At 69.4% G+C, this 20,576-nt stretch carries 14 protein-coding genes; 9 read left to right on the forward strand and 5 right to left on the reverse strand.

The annotated features are described in order from the left end of the window. Positions 1-103 precede the first annotated feature (103 nt). The 3 genes from QM568_RS02805 to QM568_RS02815 all read left to right on the forward strand — a co-directional run bounded on the left by QM568_RS02805 (position 104) and on the right by QM568_RS02815 (position 4,456). Positions 104-3,082 (forward strand): alpha-mannosidase, encoded by a 2,979-nt coding sequence (locus QM568_RS02805; protein WP_415135598.1) that lies wholly within the window; start codon positions 104-106, stop codon positions 3,080-3,082. Between the two features lie 337 nt (positions 3,083-3,419). Then, a complete protein-coding gene (locus tag QM568_RS02810; protein ID WP_415135600.1) occupies positions 3,420-3,797 on the forward strand; it encodes an ArsR/SmtB family transcription factor in 378 nt (125 codons plus the stop codon). 2 nt (positions 3,798-3,799) lie between these two features. After that, positions 3,800-4,456 (forward strand): SRPBCC domain-containing protein, encoded by a 657-nt coding sequence (locus QM568_RS02815; RefSeq protein WP_415135620.1) that lies wholly within the window; start codon positions 3,800-3,802, stop codon positions 4,454-4,456. Between the two features lie 19 nt (positions 4,457-4,475). Here QM568_RS02815 and QM568_RS02820 read toward each other — a convergent pair whose 3' ends face one another. Further along, positions 4,476-5,015, reverse strand: a complete 540-nt coding sequence (locus QM568_RS02820; RefSeq protein WP_415135622.1) for a hypothetical protein — start codon at positions 5,013-5,015, stop codon at positions 4,476-4,478. A 156-nt stretch (positions 5,016-5,171) separates the two neighbouring features. Here QM568_RS02820 and QM568_RS02825 point away from each other — a divergent pair, with 156 nt between their 5' ends. Both QM568_RS02825 and QM568_RS02830 read left to right on the forward strand, forming a co-directional pair. Then, on the forward strand, positions 5,172-6,371 hold the full coding sequence (locus QM568_RS02825) for a glycosyltransferase (RefSeq protein ID WP_415135602.1): 1,200 nt from the start codon (positions 5,172-5,174) through the stop codon (positions 6,369-6,371). A 2-nt stretch (positions 6,372-6,373) separates the two neighbouring features. Further along, positions 6,374-7,609: a glycosyltransferase family 4 protein gene (locus QM568_RS02830; protein WP_415135624.1), complete on the forward strand. Its 1,236-nt coding sequence runs from the start codon at positions 6,374-6,376 to the stop codon at positions 7,607-7,609. On the opposite strand, the gene QM568_RS02835 is transcribed toward QM568_RS02830, so the two are convergent. The 3 genes from QM568_RS02835 to QM568_RS02845 are packed head-to-tail and all read right to left on the reverse strand — an operon-like array spanning position 7,606 to position 8,589. After that, positions 7,606-8,001 carry a hypothetical protein gene (locus QM568_RS02835; RefSeq protein WP_415135604.1) on the reverse strand — a complete coding sequence of 132 codons (396 nt, stop codon included), beginning with the start codon at positions 7,999-8,001 and terminating at the stop codon, positions 7,606-7,608. The two genes, QM568_RS02830 and QM568_RS02835, sit on opposite strands and share 4 nt — an antisense overlap. 11 nt (positions 8,002-8,012) lie before the next feature. Then, positions 8,013-8,435: a hypothetical protein gene (locus tag QM568_RS02840; protein WP_415135606.1), complete on the reverse strand. Its 423-nt coding sequence runs from the start codon at positions 8,433-8,435 to the stop codon at positions 8,013-8,015. A gap of 13 nt (positions 8,436-8,448) precedes the next feature. Further along, on the reverse strand, positions 8,449-8,589 hold the full coding sequence (locus tag QM568_RS02845) for a hypothetical protein (protein WP_415135608.1): 141 nt from the start codon (positions 8,587-8,589) through the stop codon (positions 8,449-8,451). A gap of 87 nt (positions 8,590-8,676) precedes the next feature. Between QM568_RS02845 and QM568_RS02850 the strand changes: the two genes are divergently transcribed. The 3 genes from QM568_RS02850 to bcp all read left to right on the forward strand — a co-directional run bounded on the left by QM568_RS02850 (position 8,677) and on the right by bcp (position 11,592). Further along, positions 8,677-9,645: a GlxA family transcriptional regulator gene (locus QM568_RS02850; protein ID WP_415135610.1), complete on the forward strand. Its 969-nt coding sequence runs from the start codon at positions 8,677-8,679 to the stop codon at positions 9,643-9,645. Between the two features lie 95 nt (positions 9,646-9,740). After that, complete coding sequence (coaBC, locus tag QM568_RS02855; RefSeq protein WP_415135612.1) at positions 9,741-10,961, forward strand: bifunctional phosphopantothenoylcysteine decarboxylase/phosphopantothenate--cysteine ligase CoaBC; 1,221 nt, start codon at positions 9,741-9,743, stop codon at positions 10,959-10,961. A 166-nt stretch (positions 10,962-11,127) separates the two neighbouring features. Then, complete coding sequence (gene bcp / locus QM568_RS02860) at positions 11,128-11,592, forward strand: thioredoxin-dependent thiol peroxidase (protein WP_415135614.1); 465 nt, start codon at positions 11,128-11,130, stop codon at positions 11,590-11,592. A 486-nt stretch (positions 11,593-12,078) separates the two neighbouring features. Here the strand turns inward: bcp and QM568_RS02865 are convergent, their stop codons facing one another. Beyond that, positions 12,079-12,846: an IclR family transcriptional regulator gene (locus QM568_RS02865; protein ID WP_415135616.1), complete on the reverse strand. Its 768-nt coding sequence runs from the start codon at positions 12,844-12,846 to the stop codon at positions 12,079-12,081. A 275-nt stretch (positions 12,847-13,121) separates the two neighbouring features. Here QM568_RS02865 and QM568_RS02870 point away from each other — a divergent pair, with 275 nt between their 5' ends. After that, positions 13,122-20,417, forward strand: a complete 7,296-nt coding sequence (locus tag QM568_RS02870) for a hypothetical protein (protein ID WP_415135618.1) — start codon at positions 13,122-13,124, stop codon at positions 20,415-20,417. Positions 20,418-20,576: the final 159 nt, after the last annotated feature.

Raw genomic sequence — 20,576 nt, forward strand, 5'->3', positions numbered from 1 at the left:
GAACCCGGCTCGAATTCCGCGCGAGATCGAGCCGGGTTCGCGACCGGAACGCGCGGGGGGCGGGGAGTGTGCAAACGTGGTTATTCAAGTAACGTGAGCAATCGTGCACGATGACACCTCACTCACGCTCGGCCGCGTCGCGCGGGTGCTCGCTGAACGCGTCCGCCCGGCCATCCACTCCGCGTCCATGCCGCTGACGGTCGAGCTCGCCGAGCTGCCGGGCGAGCCGATCGCCCCTGCAGATGCTCTCGCGCTCGACTTCTCTGCGGCACAGGTGCCGGCGCCGTGGGGTCCCGCGTGGTCGACCACCTGGTTCCGGCTCACCGGGCGGGTCCCCGCCGAGTGGGCCGGCCGCCGGGTCGAGGCCGTCATCGACCTCGGCTTCGACATCAGCATGCCCGGGTTCCAGTGCGAGGCGCTCGTCTACCGTGCAGACGGCACGCCGGTGAAGAGCGTCAATCCGCGGGGCCAATGGGTGCCGATCGCCGAGACGGCCCGGGGCGATGAGCCCGTCGAGCTCTACCTCGAGGCCGCAGCCAATCCGGTGATCCTGGGCCACCACCCCTTCCTCCCCACCCAGGAGGGCGACATCCGCACCTCCTCGCCCGAGCCGCTCTACCGCACCCGGCGCATCGACCTCGCCGTGTTCGAAGCCGAAGTGTTCGAGCTCGCCCTCGATCTCGAGGTGCTCTTCGAGCTGCAGGCGGAGCTCCCGCCGACCTCGCCTCGGCGCATGCGCATCCTGCAGGCGCTGGACGACGCCCTGGACGCCCTCGATCTGCAGCGCATCGCCGCGACGGCATCCGACTCCCGTGAGAGGCTCGCCGGCGTCCTCGCCGCTCCCGCCGAGGTGAGCGCTCACCGCATCGCGGCGATCGGCCACGCGCACATCGACTCCGCCTGGCTGTGGCCCGTGCGCGAGACGATCCGCAAGGTCGCCCGCACGGCCTCGTCGATGACAGCGCTCATCGACGAGCATCCGGAGTTCCGTTATGGCATGTCGAGCGCCCAGCAGTACGCCTGGCTCAAGGAGCACCGTCCGGAAGTGCACGAGCGCGTCAAGGCGGCGGTCGCCGACGGCCGCTTCCTGCCGCTGGGCGGTATGTGGGTCGAATCCGACACGGTGATGCCGTCCGGCGAGTCGCTCGTGCGCCAGTTCCTGTACGGGCAGCGATTCTTCGAACGCGAGTTCGGCATCCGCTCGAAGGGCGTGTGGCTGCCCGACAGCTTCGGGTACTCGCCGGCGCTGCCGCAGCTCATGCGCCGGGCCGGGTTCGAGTGGTTCTTCACGCAGAAGATCTCGTGGAACCAGCAGAACGTCTTTCCGCATCACACGTTCCTCTGGGAGGGCATCGACGGCTCGCGGGTGTTCACGCACTTCCCGCCGATGGACACCTACAACGCGCAGCTCAGCGGCGCCGAGGTCGCGAAGGCCGCGCGTCAGTTCAAGGAGAACCGGGTGGCCTCGCGCTCGATCGCGCCGGTCGGCTGGGGTGACGGCGGCGGAGGAACGACCCGCGAGATGACGGGCAGGGCTGCGCGCCTGCGCGATCTCGAGGGCAGCGCGCGGGTCGAATGGCAGCATCCGGATGCCTTCTTCGAAGCGGCGCGCGCCGAGCTGCCGAACCCGGCGGTGTGGGTCGGCGAGCTCTACCTCGAACTGCACCGCGGCACGCTCACCAGCCAGCACGCGACGAAGGCGCTGCACCGCTGGGCGGAGCACGCGCTCGTCGAGGCCGAGTTGTGGGCGGCGACGGATGCCGTGCGCACCGGCGCCGCGTACCCGGCTGAGGCCCTCGACCGGCTCTGGGAGGTCGTGCTGCTGCACGAGTTCCACGACATCCTGCCCGGCACCTCGATCGCGTGGGTGCATCGGGAGGCCGTCGAGGCGCTGTCCGACGTGCTCGATACGGCGCGGGAGCTGTCGGATGCGGCGCGTCGTTCGCTCGCGGGCTCCGGGGAGCGGATGCTGGTCTTCGACCCGGTCACCGGCGCTGGCGCGCCCGTGGTGGATCCCGTTCCGGCTGCCGCTGTCGCGCTCACCGAGGAGGACGGCGGGCACCGCCTGGAGAACGACCTCGTCTCGGTGCTGATCTCGGCCGACGGGCTGATCGTCTCTGCCGTCGACAAGGCCACGGGGCGTGAGGCGATCGCGGCGGGGCGCGCGGCGAACCTTTTCCAGCTGCATCAGGACTTCCCCAACATGTGGGACGCCTGGGACATCGACAGGTACTACCGCAACAACGTCACCGATCTCACGGCAGTAGACAGCGTCTCAGCATCCGTCGTCGACGGCACCGCCGTCGTCAGCGTGCGCCGGTCGTTCTCGCAGTCGACGATCGAGCAGACGATCATCCTGCGTCCGGGGTCGCGCACCGTGGTGCTGCGCAACGAGATCGACTGGAACGAGACCGAGAAGCTGCTCAAGCTCGCCTTCCCGCTCGACATCCGTGCGACGCACACCGAGGCCGAGACGCAGTTCGGCTACCAGGCGCGCGTGACGCACACGAACACGAGCTGGGAGGCGGCGAAGTTCGAGACCTCGATGCACCGCTTCGTGCTCGTGCGCGAGCCCGATTTCGGCGTCGCGCTCGTGAACGACTCGATCTACGGGTACGACACATCGCGCGACGTCGACGGCGACGACGTGACGACGACGGTGCGGCTGTCGCTGCTGCGCGCGCCCCGCTTCCCTGATCCTGACACGGACCACGGACATCACGAGATCGAGGTCGGTCTCGTGATCGGAGCGGATGCCCGGGTCGCGACCGCCGAAGGCATCCGCATGAACTCGACGCCGACGCTCGTGCGAGGCGCGCGGGAGGTCGAGCCGCTCGTGACGATCGACGGCGACGGCATCATCGTGTCGGCCGTGAAACTCGCCGCCGACGGCTCGGGTGACGTGATCGTGCGGGTTTACGAGGCGCTCGGGCGGCGCGCGGCGGGAACGCTGCTCGTCGGGTTCGAGCACCGCGAGGTGCGGGAGGTGTCGCTCATCGAGGACGAGCTCGACGCCCCGCGCCGCGGCGTCAGCCTCGCGCTGCATCCGTTCGAGGTGCGCACGCTCCGCATCGCGCGCTGACCGCGGCGGGCGGTTCGCGGGTGGCGGGTTCGCTGGTGGCTGGTCTCCGGTGGCTGGCCCGCATGTGCCGCCCGTTCCAGTCGCGGTTCGTGCCGTTCAGGCGGTGGCGCGTGTGGTTCCGGTCGCAGTTGGTGCCGCTTCACGCGGCGGGAAGCGGCACAGATCGCGACCGGAACGACGGGCGGATGCGGGAAGCAGCACGGATCGCGACCGGAGCGGGGTGTCGATGCCCCGCTGCGACGCGCGACGCAGCCAGACGTCTGGCTCGCCGAACGCGGCCGGCAGCATCATTACTTCGGTCTTGACTTATATAATCGCCAATGCAAACATAGAAGACATGCACGCACTCGACGTTCTCGGAGACCCGGTCCGCCGGCGCATCCTCGAGATGCTGTCGTCGGGGGAGCTCTCGGCGGGAGAGATCGGCACGCAGATCCAGGCCGAGTTCGGCATCAGCCAGCCGGCGGTATCGCAGCATCTGCGGGTGCTCCGCGAACAGGGTTTCGCGACCGCGACAGCGGCGGGGACTCGCCGGATCTACGCCGTCGACCCGCGCGGCGTCCGGGAGGCCGGCGAGTGGCTGACCCCCTTCGAGCGGTTCTGGCGGGGGCCGCTCGCCGCGCTCGACACCGAGCTCGCCCGTGGGCGCCATGAGCGCAGGCGTGCAGCAGACAACGACCCGGAGCGGCACGGCTCCGGCAGAGGAGAGGAATGACCATGGTGGACATCCGCACGCAGATCGACGCGGTGCAGCGGGGCCTGCGCGAGGAGGACGTCGACGGCGCGCCCTCGTACGTCCAGACGATCAGCCAGGAGTATCCGTCGGGTATCGACGACGTCTGGGAGGCGGTGACGACGGCCGACCGCATCGCGCGCTGGTTCCTGCCGGTCTCCGGCGACCTCCGGGTCGGCGGCAGATACCAGTTCGAGGGCAACGCGGGCGGCGAGGTGCTCTCGTGCCAGGCTCCGTCGGACGGCGCCGCGTCGTACGGCGTCACCTGGGAGTACGGCGGCGGGGTGACCTGGCTCACCGTGCGCCTGAGCGCGCTCGGCGACGATCGCACCCGCTTCGAGCTCGAGCACACCGCGCACACGGCCGACGTCCCGCCGGGCATGTGGGAGATGTTCGGTCCCGGCGCGACCGGCGTCGGCTGGGATCAGGGGCTGCTCGGGCTCGCCCTGCACCTCGGCGCTCTGGAGGGCTCGATCTCGCCGGCGGATGCCGAGGCGTGGCAGCTTTCGGACGAGGGCAAGGCGTTCAGCCGCGCCGCGGCCGACGGATGGGCGGCCGCGCACGTCGCCGCGGGTGCGGACCCCGCCGATGCCGCCAGGGCGGCCGACGCCACCTTCGGCTTCTACACCGGTCAGCAGTAGGGCATCGGCGGCGCACCCGTCACGCGGGCGGCAGCCGCAGCACCTCCGGGGACTCGCCGCCGGCGATCTCGTCGAGCGTGCCGAAACGCTCGCGGTCGCCGCACACCGCGGTGAGCGTGACGAGGTGGGTGCCGGTGTCCCACGTGTAGGTCGTGAACGGGGTCTCCGACAGCGTCGGCGCCACGAGCTTCTCGCCGACGCCCAGCCAGCGGCTGCGGAACGACTCGGTGTCGTCGTAGTCCATCGGCATCGACGCGCGCGCGATGCGCACCTCGGGGGTGAGCGCCTGGGCCGTCGCCATCGCCACGACGAGCTCGGGCTCGGCCTTCCAGGTCCACACGAGCACCCGGCCGTCCGCGCGCTTCATCAGCAGGGGCGCTGCCTGGCTCATCGCCCACGCCCCGAACTTCGAGCCGGGCCGCTCGGTGCGCCCCAGCGCGCGGTTCGCCGTGCCCAGCAGCATCCGGATCGCCGCTTTGCGATGGCGGCGTCCTCTGAATCCGAGCGAGTCGGTCACGGGGATCCACAGGGCGGGATCGGCGGATGCTGTCAGACGCATGACTCCACGGTACGCCGTGACGGTGCCCCGGTTGCTGAGCGATCCGGCCAAGGGCGGCGGATGCCGGTACGCCTGAGCCGCGGAATCAGGGGTCTCGGGTAGAGTGGCCACCGCCCGAACCGGGCGCTCCGTGGCCGTCGAAACCCAAAAGGCAGCATGTCTTCTCCCGCATCCGACTCGACCGACCAGCGTCCCCTTCGCATCCTCATCGGCTGCGACACCTTCGCGCCCCACATCAACGGGGCCGCGCGCTTCGCCGAGCGACTCGCCGCCGGCCTCGTGCAGCGCGGGCACGACATCCACGTCGTCGCCCCGAACGACGCCTATCGCCGCTCGCCGGCGCGCACCGAGGTCATCGAGGGGGAGCCGATGACCCTGCACCGGCTGCCTTCGGTGCGCTGGGTCGCTCACGACTGGATCCGCTTCGTGTGGCCGTGGCGCGCGAAGCACTACGCGCGCCAGGTGCTCGACCGGGTCCAGCCCGACATCGTGCACATCCAGTCGCACATCGTGATCGGGCGGGGCCTCGCCCGCATCGCGCGCGAGCGCGGCATTCCGGTGGTCGCCACGAACCACGTGATGGCCGAGAACATCCTCGACCACTCGATGCTGCCGGATTTCATCGACAACCTGATCCTGGGCTTCGCCTGGGCCGACGCCAAGCGCACCTTCGCGATGACGCGCGCGGTGACCACTCCCACCCGGCGCGCCGCCGACTTCCTGGAGAAGACCGTCGACGTGAAGGGCGTGATACCGATCAGCTGCGGCATCGACGCTTCGCAGTACACCCCGGTGATCGGTCCGCGTGAGAAGAACCGCATCGTCTTCGTCGGCCGGCTCACCGCCGAGAAGCAGATCGAGGTGATCCTCAAGGCGATGACGAAGCTCGACCCCGCGCTGGATGCGACCATCGACATCGTGGGCGGCGGCGATCAGCGCAAGAACCTCGAGAACCTCACGGCGAAGCTCGGCCTCGCCGACCGCGTGACCTTCCACGGGCGCACGACCGACCAGGAGCTGCGCGCCCTCCTCTCGCGCGCCTCGGTGTTCGCGATCGCGTCGATCGCCGAACTGCAGTCGATCGCGACGATGGAGGCGATGGCGTCGGCGCTGCCCGTCGTCGCCGCCGATGCCGTGGCTCTCCCGCACCTCGTGCACGACGGCGAGAACGGCTACCTCTTCCCGCCCGGCGACGCCGACGCGCTCGCCGCGCGGCTCACCGACGTCCTCACCGCGTCGCAGGAGGAGTACGAGCGGATGCAGCGCGCCTCTCTCGACGGGGTCGTGATCCACGACATCAACCGCACTCTCGACACCTTCGAGGCACTGTACCGCGACGAGCCGCTGCCCGAGTGAGCATGCACATCGTCTTCTTCGGCGATCAGCACCTCGACTCGCTCGGCGGCGCGCAGGTCTCGATGCGCCTGCAGCGGGAGTTCCTCGAACGGGCAGGCCACACCGTCACCGTCGTCGCCCCCCGGATGCACGGGCGCCCTGCGGGCGCGAACGCAGAGCCTGGCGAAGCGTCCGTCGATCTCCCCTCGATGCCGATCACGGCCGACCGCGAGTACTCGATGAGCTGGCCCGGGCGTACGACCGACCGTTTCGTCGACCGCGCGATGACCCATCGCCCGCCCGTCGACCTCGTTCACGTGCAGGCCGACTTCTGGGGCGCGTTCATCGGGCATCGGTATGCGCGGCGGCACGGCATCCCCGTCGTGCACACCATGCACAACCGCGTCGATGTCGGCATCCGCGCGGTTACGCCCTTCGCCGGTCCCGTGCTCGGGGTGCTCAACGCCTGGCGCCGTCGTGCGCTGCCCGGATCCGGCGCGGGCAGCGACGGCTGGGCGTTCCTGCGGGGCCTCGCCGCCGGAGCATCCGCCGTCACCGCGCCGTCGGCGCACTTCGCCCGCCGCCTCGAAGAGCACGGCGTGTTCGCGCACGTCGACGTGATCTGGAACGGCATCGACGACGACCTGCGTCAGGCGACGCTCGACCGACGGGATGCCGGAGCCGGCCGTTCCGGCCGGCGGCCGCGGTTCGTGTGGCTCGGGCGGATGAGCCCCGAGAAGCGGCTGCTGCCGTTCCTGGAGGCCTGGGTCGCGTCCGGTGTCGACGCGGAGCTGGAGATCATCGGCGGGGGCGCGCAGCGCGCGGCGGCCGAGAAGATCGTGGCGGGCGTCGCCGGTGTGCGCTTCGCCGGCAGGCTCGGCTATGCCGACACCCTCGCGCGGATCGCGGATGCCGACGCGCTCGTGCAGACCTCGATCGGCTTCGAGACGCAGGGGATGACGCCGTTCGAGGCGGCGACGCTCGGCACGCCCTCGGTGATCAGCGACCCCGACATCGCCGCCGAGCTCGGCGGGGGGCTGTGGGCTGTGGGCACTGCGGCAGACTCAGGGACCCGGGGCAGGACCCTGGAGTCGCAGCGCATCGCCGCTCTCGCCGAGACGCTGCGGCGGGCGGCATCCGACATCGCCGCAGGCGTCGCGCCCGTGCCGTCGGCGTCGACGGCCGAGGCGTTCCTGCAATCGTCGCGGACGGCGGCGATGATCGAGGTGTACGAGCGCGTGCTCGCCGCGAGCCGCTAGAACGGCCAGAGGGTCAGCGCGAACCTGAAGAGGGAGCCGACGAGCGACGATCCTGCTGCGCCGAGCGCGATCGCGGCGAGGAGGTGCGGTGCGGGACGCTGCAGCGCGAGGATGCTGAGCACCACCGCGACGATGCTGCCGAGCAGCACGATCACGCCGAACCCCAGCGACACCGTGTCGGCGACGTCGTACGCGCGGCTCATGATGAGCAGCGGGAAGATCAGTTGCGAGAGCAGGGCGAGCCCGACCACGACAGTGGCCACGATGGACGCGGTGCGCCCGAGCGGGTTGGTGGGTGCCGGTGCCGGCGCGGCCCAGGGGGCGGGAGAGCCCGGCGTCGGCTGCGGAGGAGTCCCGTAGGGCTGGGCGGAGGGGTGCTGCGGATCGCTCACGAGGACTCCCGTCAGTAGGCGAGCAGGTAGAAGAGGTTGCTCAGCCACCCCACGAAGTTGCCGAGAAGCTGCGTGGCGGCGATGCCGATGGCGATGCCGGCGATGACCCGAGGGCCGGGCCGGCGGATCGAGACGAGGGCGAGGATGAGCGCAGTGGCGGAGAGCGCCAGCACGAGGAAGGTCACGCCGCCGTTGAGGAGCGAGTAGGCGCCGCCGCCGAACGCCCCGATGAAGCTCGAGTAGAAGAAGCTCGTCGTCCAGCCGAGGACGAGGCCCACGAGCGCGAGGATCAGTGCGGTGAGCGCCGGTCCACCTGCGGGGCGCGCCGCCTGCGGGCCCGGGGCGGCCGGGTAGCCGGGTGCGGCGGGGTATGACGGGGCGGCGGGGGTCGCCTGCCACGGCGGCGGGACAGGCGGATGCTGGGGCTCGCTCATGCTTCGAGCGTAGTCACCGATCGTCGTCAGCGGATGCCGGAGTGACGCGGGCCCAGTCGGTCGGCACGGCGCGGTAGCCGTCGTTGCGCCATGCGCGGACGGTGGCCACGATGCCCCAGAGGCTGAGGGCGGCGAGGAGGATGAGGAGTATCATGTCAGAAACGCTACGTTCAGAGTCCAACTGCCACGAGTGGCTGAAATGACTATGAGCGTAGGAACCCTGCCATTCGAGGAGTCGAGCATGAAGACCGTGGCCTGTGTGGTCCAGGACGGATTCGCCCCGTTCGAGTTCGGGGTGGCCTGCGAGGCCTTCGGACTCGATCGCTCGAACGACGGGGTGCCGAACTTCGACTTCCGCGTGGTCGCCCCCGAGGTGGGCGTCGTGTCGTCGAAGATGGGTTTCTCGCTGAACGTCGACAACGACCTGGCCTTCGCCTATGAGGCCGACCTCGTCGTCTTCTGCCCGATTCCGCACGAGTACTGGGAGCGCATCGATCCGCGACTGATGGACCTCGCCCGTCACGCCGCGGCGCGCGGCGCCTGGGTGCTGAGCGTGTGCAGCGGGTCGTTCATCCTCGCGGCGGCCGGGGTGCTCGACGGGCGCCGTGCCACCACGCACTGGATGTACGCCGACCGCATGGCGGCGATGTACCCCGAGGTGTCCGTCGACCCCGACGTGCTCTTCGTGCAGGACGGGCGCATCATCACCAGTGCCGGCACCGCGGCCGGTATCGACGCCTGCCTGCACCTGCTCCGGCAGGAGATCGGCGCCGAGCTCACCAACCGCATCGCCCGCCGCATGGTCGTGCCTCCGCAGCGCGACGGGGGCCAGGCGCAGTTCATCGACCGGCCCATTCCGCCCGCGGCATCCGATTCGCTCTCCGCCGTCGCCGACTGGGCGATCGAGAACCTGCGCGACGACATCGGCGTCGAGCAGCTCGCCGCCAGAGCGCTCATGTCGCCGCGTACCTTCGCGCGGCGCTTCAAGGCCGACTTCGGGGCGACGCCGGCGGCCTGGCTCGGGCGGCAGCGCATCCTGCACGCGCAGCGGATGCTGGAGCGCACCGACCTGCCGCTGGAGCACATCGCCGCAGAGTGCGGGTTCGGCTCGGCCGCGGTGCTGCGCCAGAACTTCGCCCGCGTGCTCGGCATGGCGCCGACCGCGTACCGGGCACGGTTCTCGTGCGTGGACGAGGAGCCGGCGGCGTAGGGAGCAGGTCGGCTCGGTCACGCCGAGGCGTATGCCGCCGTGGACTTCCCTGAGGGGAGGAGCCCGCAGGTGCGGACTGGGGCAGAATCGAAGGTGTGAACATCGTCGTCGCCGTCACCGGCGGAATCGCCGCGTACAAGTCCGTGCAGCTGGTCCGGCTGCTCATCAAGGCCGGTCATGACGTCACCGTCGTCCCGACCGACGACGCGCTGCGCTTCGTCGGCCTGCCCACCTGGGAGGCGATCAGCCGCAACCCCGTCACCACGAGCGTGCACGACGACGTCGCGAGGGTGCGCCACGTCGCGCTCGGGCAGAACGCCGATCTCGTCGTCGTGGCGCCGGCGACCGCGAACACCATCGCGAAGATGGCCGCCGGCATCGCCGACAACCTCGTCGGCACCACGCTCCTGGCCACCGAGGCTCCCGTGCTCATCGCCCCGGCGATGCACGCCGAGATGTGGCGTCACGCCGCCACCCGGGCGAACATCGAGACGCTCCGCTCCCGCGGCGTCCGCATCGCGGGCCCCGCCACGGGCGAGCTCGCCGGCGGCGACAGCGGACCGGGGCGGATGCTGGAGCCGGAGGAGATCGCCGAGGCCGCCCTTGCGCTGCTGGTGCCGCGCGACCTCGCCGGCATGCGCATCGCGATCTCGGCGGGCGGCACGCGCGAGCCGCTCGATCCGGTGCGCTTCCTCGGCAACCGCTCGAGCGGGCGGCAGGGTGTGGCGCTCGCCGCGGCGGCCGCCGATCGCGGCGCCGAGGTGACCCTCGTCGCCGCGAACATCGGCGCCGACGTGCTGGCCGCAGCGCAGCATCCGTCTATCCGCGTCGAGTACGCGGGATCCGCCGCCGATCTCGAGAGGGCGATGACGGATGCCGCAGCCGCAGCCGAGGTGATCGTGATGGCGGCGGCCGTGGCCGATTTCCGCCCGGCCGTGCGCGCGGAGCGGAAGCTCACGAAGGAGGCGGGCGGGATTCCCGCGATCGAACTCGTCGAGAACCCCGACATCGTGGCGGGACTCGTGCGGGCTCGGCGCGAGGGGCAGGTGATCGTCGGGTTCGCGGCCGAGACACCGGAGGTCGAGGGCGATGAGGCCGAGCTCCTCGAGCGCGCGCGACGCAAGCAGCGGCGTAAGGGTGTCGACCTCCTCGTCGTGAACGAGGTCGGCTGGCAGCGGGGGTTCGAGCAGGGCGAGAACGCGGCGGTCGTGATCGGCGCGGAGGGGGCCGTCGTCGCCTCGGCCTCCGGGTCGAAACGCGCGGTGGCGGACGCCGTTCTCGACGCGGTGCGCGAGATCTGGACGCCGAGCACCTGAGCGGGTAGGCGTTTCGGACTGCAGGGATCTGGTCCGGGAGAACGGAAGGGCGGTCGACGAGGTGTTCAGCCCGACGCGCTCCGACGTACTCTGGGCACACGAGTTCCTCGCCGGCTTCGACGCATTCGGCGTCACGGACGAGCAGTGACAGGGAAAAAGGAGAATCATGGCAAAGCTCGACATCGGTGACACCGCCCCTGCGTTCGTCCTCGCGGACGCCGACGGCAACACGACCTCTCTCGCCGATTACGCGGGCAAGGACGTCGTCGTCTACTTCTACCCGAAGGCGGCGACGCCGGGCTGCACGACCGAGGCGTGCGACTTCCGCGACAGCCTCTCGGCGCTGAACGCCGCCGGCTACGCCGTGCTCGGCGTCTCGCCCGACACCGTCGACGAGATCCGTGCCTTCGCGGATGCCGAGGCGCTCACCTTCCCGCTGCTGGCTGACTCCGACGCGGCCGTCGCGAAGGCCTGGGGGGCCTGGGGCGAGAAGACCGTCGGCGACCGTACCTTCGACGGCGTGATCCGCTCCACTTTCGTGCTCGACGGCGCAGGCGTGGTGCGGCGGGCGGAGTACGGCGTCGACGCGAAGGGGCACGTCGCGCGCCTGCGCGCAGAACTCGGCGTGTGAGAGCCGGAGCCCTTGACACTCCGGCCGGAGGGTCGGGCACTCGTTGCGCACGAGGAAGCTGAACCCTCCCCAGCCTTGGGCGATCCGGGTTTTGTCGCGCTGCTGTTTCCTATTGCGTTCGTGTCGCGCTGCTGTTTCCTGCCGTGTTTGTGTCGCGCTGCTGTTTCCCACCTGTCGCGTTCGCGTCGCGCTACTCTTTCCCACCTGTCGCGCTGCTGTTTCCCTCCGTGCTCGTGTCGCGCTGCTGTTTCCTGCACGCGCTGTTGAAATTTCGGCAGCGCGTGCAGGAAACAGCAGCGCGAGTGCGGAAAACGGCAGCGCGTGCGGGAGTGAGCAGCGCGACGAACATGTGCGGGCGACAGCGCATGCAGAGAAGAGCAGCGCGAGTGTGGAAACCAGTAGCGCGTGCGGGTTCGAGCAGCGCGACAGACGCGGGTCGGCGGGCCTCAGTGACAGACGCGGGTCGGCGGGCCTCAGCGACGGGCCTCAGCCGGTGAGCTCTCCGACGATCGCCTCGACGGCACGGTGCAGCAGCGGCACGGCGCGCTGGCCGAAGGCCTCGTCCACGCGCGAGATCGGACCCGACACCGACACGGCGGTCGGGGTGGGGGCATCCGGCACCGCCATCGAGAAGCAGCGCACGCCGATCTCCTGCTCCTGGTCGTCGACGGCGTAGCCGCGCTCGCGGATCACGTCGAGCTCGGCGAGGAGCGCGTCGACGGTGCCGATGCTGTGCGCGGTGGGGGTGGGCATCCCGGTGCGCGCGACGATGCCGCGCACGGTCTCGTCGGGAAGCTGCGCGAGGATCGCCTTGCCGACGCCGGTGTCGTGCAGGTGGGCGCGGCGTCCGACCTCGGTGAACATGCGCATCGAGTGCTGCGAGGGGACCTGGGCGACATAGACGACCATGTCGCCGTCGAGCACCGCCATGTTCGCGCTCTCCCCGAGCGCGTCGACGAGTTCCTTGAGTTTCGGGCGGGCGAGGGCGCCGAACTGCTTCTGCGCGCCCTCGCCGATGCGGATGAGCTTCGGCCCCAGCGCATAGCGGCGGTTCGGCAGCTGGCGGGCGCAGCCCAGCGAGACGAGCGTGCGCAGCAGGCGGTGGATCGTGGGCAGGGGGAGGTCGGTGGATGCTGCGAGCTCGCTCAGCGCGACATCGCCGCCGGCATCCGTCATCAGCTCGAGGAGTTCGAACACCCGCTCGACCGACTGGACGCCGGATCCGCCGCTCTTCGGGGTCCTGCTCTCGGCCATTGCCACCTCCCACGGTCGCACTCATTTCATCATGCGAAAGCGCCGTATCGAGAATCTGGCTCTCCGCTCCCGCTACCCCCGGCCCTGCTGGCTCGATCAGCCCGCGCAGCCGGCGGGCACCTGTGCGCGTCCCCCGTCATCGATGGCGAATCGTATCTTGTCGCATGCCGACGAACCGGTATATTCAGCATCAAAGCGCGCTCGCAGTCGTGTGCGCGCTCGGGGGGGGGGGGGGGCGAACACGGTCGCGCCCCCCGAGGGAGAGTAGAATAGACATGGCTGGTTTTTCGCGAGCGGGCGCATTCGTCCGGATGCGTCGTCTCATGAGCGCGGCGGCGGTGCTGGTCGCTGCGGCGCTCGCCGCATCGCTGATGACGCCGATCGCCGCACAGGCGGCCGGTAACGGCCAGCTGACCGTGAGCATCCAGGCGATCGACCTGACAACGGGTCAGCCGATCACCGAGCTCGGCGTGGTGGGCGCGACCAATGCCTGGGTGGGGTACCGCGTGCAGTACACGTGCGAGGTCGCCGTGTGTGAGAACACGAAGATTCAGATGAGCCCCGCACAGCCCAACCCCTATGGCATCTCGCTCACCGGGGTGCAAGGCACCGGCAGCGGCAAAACCGTGAACCCTTACCTGCTGGCGTATTCCACGTGGACTCCGCCGACGAACGGGGGGTCGGTCTCGGGCACCGAGGTCTCCGGCCGCCTCATCAGCCTCGGCACCCTGAACCCCGGAGACACAGGCAGCTTCACGCTGGAGTACTACGCGCAGGGACGGGTGACGGCGGCACCGACGGCGGGTCAGCTGTATCCCTCCGGCTTCCAGATCCAACAGTCCGCGACCATCAGCTCCGACACAGCGGTGGCGCCGGTCACAGCATCCGCGAACGCCGTCACCTGGAAGAGCACCGTGCCGAACCCCGGCATCGCGATTGTCGGTCCGAGCGGCACCCTCAAGCCGAACACGCAGTACACCTACAGCGTGCGCATGAGCGACGGCTCGTTCTACAAGTCCAGCGGAAACATCTACAGCAACGCTCAGCTTCAAGGCGCTGGTAACCACACGGTCACGGTTCCGTTGGATCCGAAGGCCGAGTATGTTGCGGGCAGCGCGACGTACGGCGGCGTGTATGACGCTGCAACCCACAGCATCGTCTGGACGCAGAACTCCGAAGCCTCCCCTGGTTGGTGCGCGGTGGGCGGGTGGGGCTCGACCGGTCAGCAGTTGGGACAGTTCAACGCAGCCAACTGTTACAACAATCGTGTATTCAGCGTCACCTATCCGGTGAGCAAGATCGCTGAGGCGGATGCGAATGGCTGCAACTTCGAAGTCACGACCGTGAATACCGCCACGGTCGACGCGACCTACCTCGACATCAATCGCACCAAGAAGTCTGCGAGCGGGTCGGCGAGCAACACGATCGCGTGCTGGGATCCGTTCGGCAAGCTTGCTGCGGGGAAGGACGTGGCATCCGATTCGACGTCGGGGTCACAGAGGCAGATCTGGATCAACCCCGATCTGGCTGGGCAGACCTGCCCTGCCAGCGGCTGGGATGGGTACCGGGCGTGCACCCCCGGCGCAGCTATCGTTCCTTTCACAGCGAACCAGAAGTACTGGTCGGTGGACGGGTACAACCAGGGCAACGTTGCCGGTGTCATCACGATTACCGAACCCAACCTCGACTTCCCCGACATGCCAGTGCGCCAGATCACCACCTCGGGTGGCACAGGCACTCCCACGATCGAATACAGCTACCGGTGTGGCACCGACACGCCCGTCAGCGGTACGGCTGTCACCACCTCGCTGACGATCCAAAGCTTGGGACTCAGCTACCCGAATTGCCGCTTCGTGAGCTCGAAGATCACCAGCGGGCAGGTCGCTGCTGGGCGCGTCAGGCCCACAGACACGGGATATACGACCTTCAACACCAAGTACTACTTCGACGTCCCCAACGGGGCCTCGCCCAGCGGCCCGCACCTGAACACGGCGACGGTCGCGATCGCGTACCCGAGCGAGCCCTCGCTCACCGGCGACTTCGAGGTGACGGTCAGCCGAAGCGTCACCCTCATTCCGCGGCCGACGGTCGCGCAGCCAAACAAACCGAAGATGGTCGTCACCTCGGCCTTCACGACGGCGCCCGTCGTCGTGACGAATGGGCAGACCGGCGGAAACGCCATCCCCGGCAGTCTCGTCACCTTCACCGTCGGCGGCTCGACGAGCAACTTCGATACGAGCATTCCCGACACTCTCGAGCCGCAGTACATGTTCATCGCTCCGGTCGGCTGGACGATCCAGCCGAACTCGGCCACGATGATCGGCACGGTACCGGCTGGTGTCACCTACACCTATCGCACGGTCACCGATGCCAGTGGCGCGCAGCGGCAGGTGGTGCTCGCGCAGTGGCCGGCCGGCACGCACTTCGGCGAGAACGCGACGCTGCCACAGCTACAAGTCGTCGCATCGCCGACCTCCGCGGCGCCGATCGGTTCGAACACCGCCAACTTCTGGATCTCCGATCGCCGTAACGATGTGCTCGACAGCACCAACACGACATTCGGCGGCGCGGCGCGAGACACGCTCGACGTCGATGGTGATGCTGTCACGACGGAGTGGGTATCCACGTCCTCCCGTGCCGTCACCGTCTCAGGCTCCGATGCGGCGACCATGATCAAGGAGATCTGCCTGCCTGATGCCTCGTCCGCCGACGGATGCCGGTGGGTGGGCGATTCGTCGATCATCGTGCCGGTGTCGCCGATCTCCGATGCGATCAAGTACCGAGTCACGATTACGAACACAGGAAACCGTGCCCTGACCAACCTCGTCGCCTACGATGTGCTGCCGTACTCCGGAGACACGATGACGCGCTCGACCACCCCGCGCGGCTCGACCTTCGATGAGACGCTGCAGCAGGTGACATCGACCTCCCCCGGGCTCACCGTGACGTATTCGGCGTCAACCAACCCGGTACGCACCGAGGTCGCCACAGGGGGCACGGGCGACTGGACTGCGTCGGCGACCGGCGCGAAGGCGATGCGCATCGCCTACGGGCAGGCGCTCGCTGCCGGTGCCAGCGTGAGCGTTGAGTTCGAGACCAAGGTCGGTGCGAACGCCGTCGCCGACTCCCTGGCGTGCAACTCCGTCGCGTACAAGGTCGACCAGCTGCTGGCATCCGAGCCTGCCCCGGTGTGCGCGCAGGTCGGCGAAGCCGACCTCGAGCTCACCGTGCCCGACCGTCTGCCGCTGCAGGTAGATCGCCCCGGTGTGGTGCCCTTCACCGTCACGAACCACGGCGGGTCGGTCTCGCGCGGCGGATCGGTCACCCTCACGATCCCCGCAGGTCTCACCGTGACCGGACTCGCGCCGGCCGGCTGGAGCTGCGAGTCGGATGCCGGTGCGGCACCGCTCACCGGTCCTGTCACTCTCAAGTGCGACGCCGTCGACGCGCAGGGTGCGTCACGTGAGATCGCGATCGATGAGCAGTCGCCCCTCGACCTGCCCGTGGCGCTCTCGGAAGAGGCGACCCAGGTGTGCGTCGACGGTCTCGCAGCCAGCGACACCTACGACCCCGATCTCACCAACAACGACGCCTCCTCGTGCATGCAGGTCGTTGCCGCGGGCGGAGTCCAGATCGTCAAGACGGATGGTCGTTCGGCGGTCAGCGTGGGCGACACATACACCTATGCGCTCACCGCGTCGTCGGAGATCGTCGCGGAGAGCATCGCGGATGCGGTGATCACGGATGAGCTTCCTGCGGGGGTCGAGTTCGTGTCGGCATCCGATGGTGGTGTTTTTGACGCCGGGGTGGTGACGTGGCCTGCGGCCGCCCTCGCGCCCGCCGGTGTCGCCAACAGCGACGGCGAGGCTGTCGATCCTCCTGCCGCATCGAGCGTCACGCGCACGGTGACGGTGCGGGTTCTCAGCACCGCGACTGATGACGTCGTGAACACCGCGAAGGTCACCGCTCCCGATCCTGGTGATTCGTCGGTCACGTTGAGCGACGAGGACACGGACACGGATGGGCTTCGGCGTGTGGCGATCACGAAGTCGAGCGATGCATCGGCCTCGGGCGTGCGTGCGGGGGAGGCCATCGAGTACACGATCGAACTCCACAACGACGGCACGGCCGATTACACGTCGGGTGTTCCCGCGGAGGTAGCGGATGACCTCTCGGCCGTTCTCGATGATGCGAGCTTCGTCGCGGGTTCTGCGACGGTGTCGCGGGCGGGTTCGTCGTCGTCGGTCGCCGACCCCACTGGCGATGTGCTGCGTTGGTCGGGTCCGCTCGCCGTGGGCGAGACGGTCCGGATCACCTACCGGGTGACTGTCGGCGAGGGCGCCGGCGGTGACCGGGTGCTCCTCAACACTGCTTATGCGGCGGAGGATGCCGGCGGAGCGTGTCTGGTCAGCGGGTTCACCGCCGAGGGCGTGGCGTGCGCGTCGACGAGCACGTCTTTTGCGGCAGGGGTCGCGAAGCGGGTCACCTCGTTCACGCAGAACGATGACGGCACGTGGACGGTCGTCTATGCGATCGATGTGACGAACCTCAGCCACACCGAGTCCGCCACGTATGACCTGTCCGATGATCTCGGCTTCGGTGCGGGCATCACGGTGGTCAGCGCTGAGGTGACCTCGGCACCGGCAGGGGTGTCCCCGCAGGCGTGGGATGGCAGTGGTGTGATCGTGGACGACGCGGTGATCCCCGCGGACGGCACGCACAGTTTCGCCGTGACGGTCGTCGCGGACAGCGCCGCGGTTGCGGGGACTCCAGCGGCGTTGTGCGATGACGGGGTGGTGGGCGGTTTCGCGAACCAGGCGACGCTCACCCAGCCCGGGCTCGCCGCGGTCACCGCAGAGGCGTGTGTTTCGCCGGTGAAGCCGACGGTGACGAAGGTCGCCGGTACTGCGACGCAGCTTGATGATGGCACGTGGAGCGTGCCGTATACGATCACGGTGTCGAATGAGAGCGCCACGGAGCTCGCGTACTCGCTCGATGATGTCTTCGACGTGCCGACGGGTGCGGTTGTCGCGGATGTCACGGTCGCGGGCCCTGATGGTGCGGTGCTCGATGCCGAGTTCGATGGCGACACGCACACGGCGCTGCTGTCGGGTGTCGATCGGGTTCCCGCCGCGGTGGCGGGTGTCCCTGGGACGCGGGTGTTCACGGTGACGCTCACCACGTCGATCCCCGCGGATGATGCGCTTGATCCTGTGGACCTCATCTGCTCGCCCGGTGGTGGTTACCGCAACGCGGTGACGCTGCGTCAGGGTTCGAGTGACGTGGTGTCGGGGACCGCGGAGGCGTGTGCTGCGGCGATCGCCGATCCGGTTCCTGCGCTGACGAAGAGCGTGGTGCGTTCGGTGATCGACCCGGTCACGGGGGTGTGGACTGTGGAGTACCTCATCACCGTCACGAACCCGAGCGCGATGGCGGCGACGTCGTATTCGTTGGACGACGCGCCGGCGTTCGCGGAGGGTGCGGTGATCTCCAGCGCGGTCGTGACCTCCACCGACGTCACGGTGAGAAACGACTGGGATGGTGTCGCACAGAAGAGCATCGTCGAGCAGGTCTCGCTCGCGCCGGGTGCGACGCACAGCTTCACCGTGGTGATCGCGGTCGACCCTGACGCTGTCGCGGCCGATTCGGAGGCGACAGACTGCCGCCTCGATGCGGGCGAGAGCGGAACCGGCTTCCGCAACGTCGCCACGGTGACCACGGGCGCGGTGACGCGGACGGCGTCGGCGTGCGAGTCGTTCACGGATCCGAGCATTGTGAAGCAGGCGGTCGGGGTTCCGGTGCAGGATCCGGCAACCGGCGAGTGGACGGTCGTGTACGACGTGCGCGTCGTCAACCATTCCGTCACGGCGGACGAGGTGCCGTACCGTGTCACCGACGCCTTCGACTTCCCCGCGGGTGTGGAGGTGCAGGCTGTCGATGTGACATCGACCGGTGGCGTCGCCGCGAACCCGGGCTTCGATGGTGTCACCGACACGGAGCTCGCTGAGGGCGTGATCGGGAAGGCCGAGGATTCGGCTTCGCCGACCACGCATGTGTTCCAGGTGACGGTGCGTTTCACGGCGCCGGTGGGCACGCCGGTCGACGAGCGCACCTGCGACAGCGGCGGTCTGGTCAATGAGGCGGTCGTTCATGTCGGATCCCGTTCGACGCCGGCGACGGCGTGCGCGGAGATTCCCGATGTCGCCGCCCCCGGTGTCGCCAAAGAGGTGACGGGGCTCAGCCAGCAGGCGGATGGCACGTGGAAGGTCGTCTACCAGGTCACGGTGTCGAACCCCTCCGGCGAGTCGGCCGTGCGTTACGACCTCAGCGACTCGTTCGAGTTCGGCGACGGTGTCGAGGCCGTTGGCGCTCCCACGGTGACCGCTGAGCCAGCGGGAGTGCAGGATGCGGTCGAGGGGTCGTGGAACGGTGCGGCTGAGACGACACTCGCGGAGTCGGTGCTTCTCCCGGCCGGTGGCGCGCACACCTATGAGGTGAGTGTCGTCGCGGACACCGGTTCGCTGTCGGCATCCGATGCGGCGGCGGATTGCACGCTCGACGCGGGCGAGAGCGGCACGGGTCTGCGCAACACCGTCAGTGTGGATGCGGGCGGGCAGGTCTCGGATGCGGCGGCATGCGCCCGGATCTCGGACCCGGGTGTCGTGAAGACGGTCGATGGTGTCCCGGTGCGGCAGAGCGATGGCAGCTGGCTGGTGAGCTACCACATCGTCGTCTCCAACGACGCCGACAACCCGGTCAGCTACGGGCTGCGTGATGAGCTGAGCGTGCCCGAGGGGTCGGAGGTCGTCGTCGACAGTGCCGCGGCGCGAGAGGGCGGTCCCGCGGTCGATGACGAGTGGGATGGTGTCTCGCACACGGTCCTCGTGCCCCAGGGTGCGGTGCTGGCGGGTCAGTCGCGGCATGTCTTCGATGTCACGGTTCGGGTGACGCTGCCGGACGGTGATGCCGGGTTGGAGGCGACCGTGGGCAACAGCGCGACGGTCGAGTCGGGTGTCGGCGGGGCAGTGACGAGTACCTCGGAGGTGTCGAGCGAGATCGCGTCGCCGAGGCTGGCGATCGAGAAGACGGCATCCGCGTCCGTGGTCGTCTACGGCGGCGAGGTCACGTACACGGTGCGGGTGACCAACACGGGCAAGGGGGACACGACGGCCGACGCTCCGGCGAGCTTCTTCGACGATCTGCTGGACGTGCTCGATGACGCGGCGCTCGTCGGGGAGCCGGTCGCTGACCGTGGGACGGTGAGCGTGCAGGGTGCGAGCCTGAGCTGGTACGGCGTGCTTGCGGTGGGCGAGTCCGCGACCGTGTCGTACACGGTGCGGGTGGAAGAGCATCCTGATGGCGACCGCACCCTGCGCAACGTGGCCACCCTCACGGCCCTGTATCCGGCAGACGATGCGGGCCCATCGGATGAGACGGTCACCGAGGTCGTGCCGCCGCTGGCCACGACCGGCGGCGAGCTCGCCTGGGGTGCGCTGCTGGCCGCGATGACCGCAGCGCTCCTCGGAGCGGTGCTCGTGCTGGCCCGCCGCCGCCGAGAGACCATCCCCTAGCAGCGGGCGGCCGCACCCCGCACGGTGCGGCGCACGGCTGGAGGCGTTCGCCGGGAACATCACCCGGCGAACGCCTCACCCTCGCGCCGGGGAGAACTCGGGAGCGCGGCGTCAGGTCGTCGAGTCGAGCCAGACCCAGAACCGGTCCCGCAACGCGTA

This window comes from Microbacterium sp. (assembly GCF_047607465.1).
Lineage (GTDB): Bacteria > Actinomycetota > Actinomycetes > Actinomycetales > Microbacteriaceae > Microbacterium.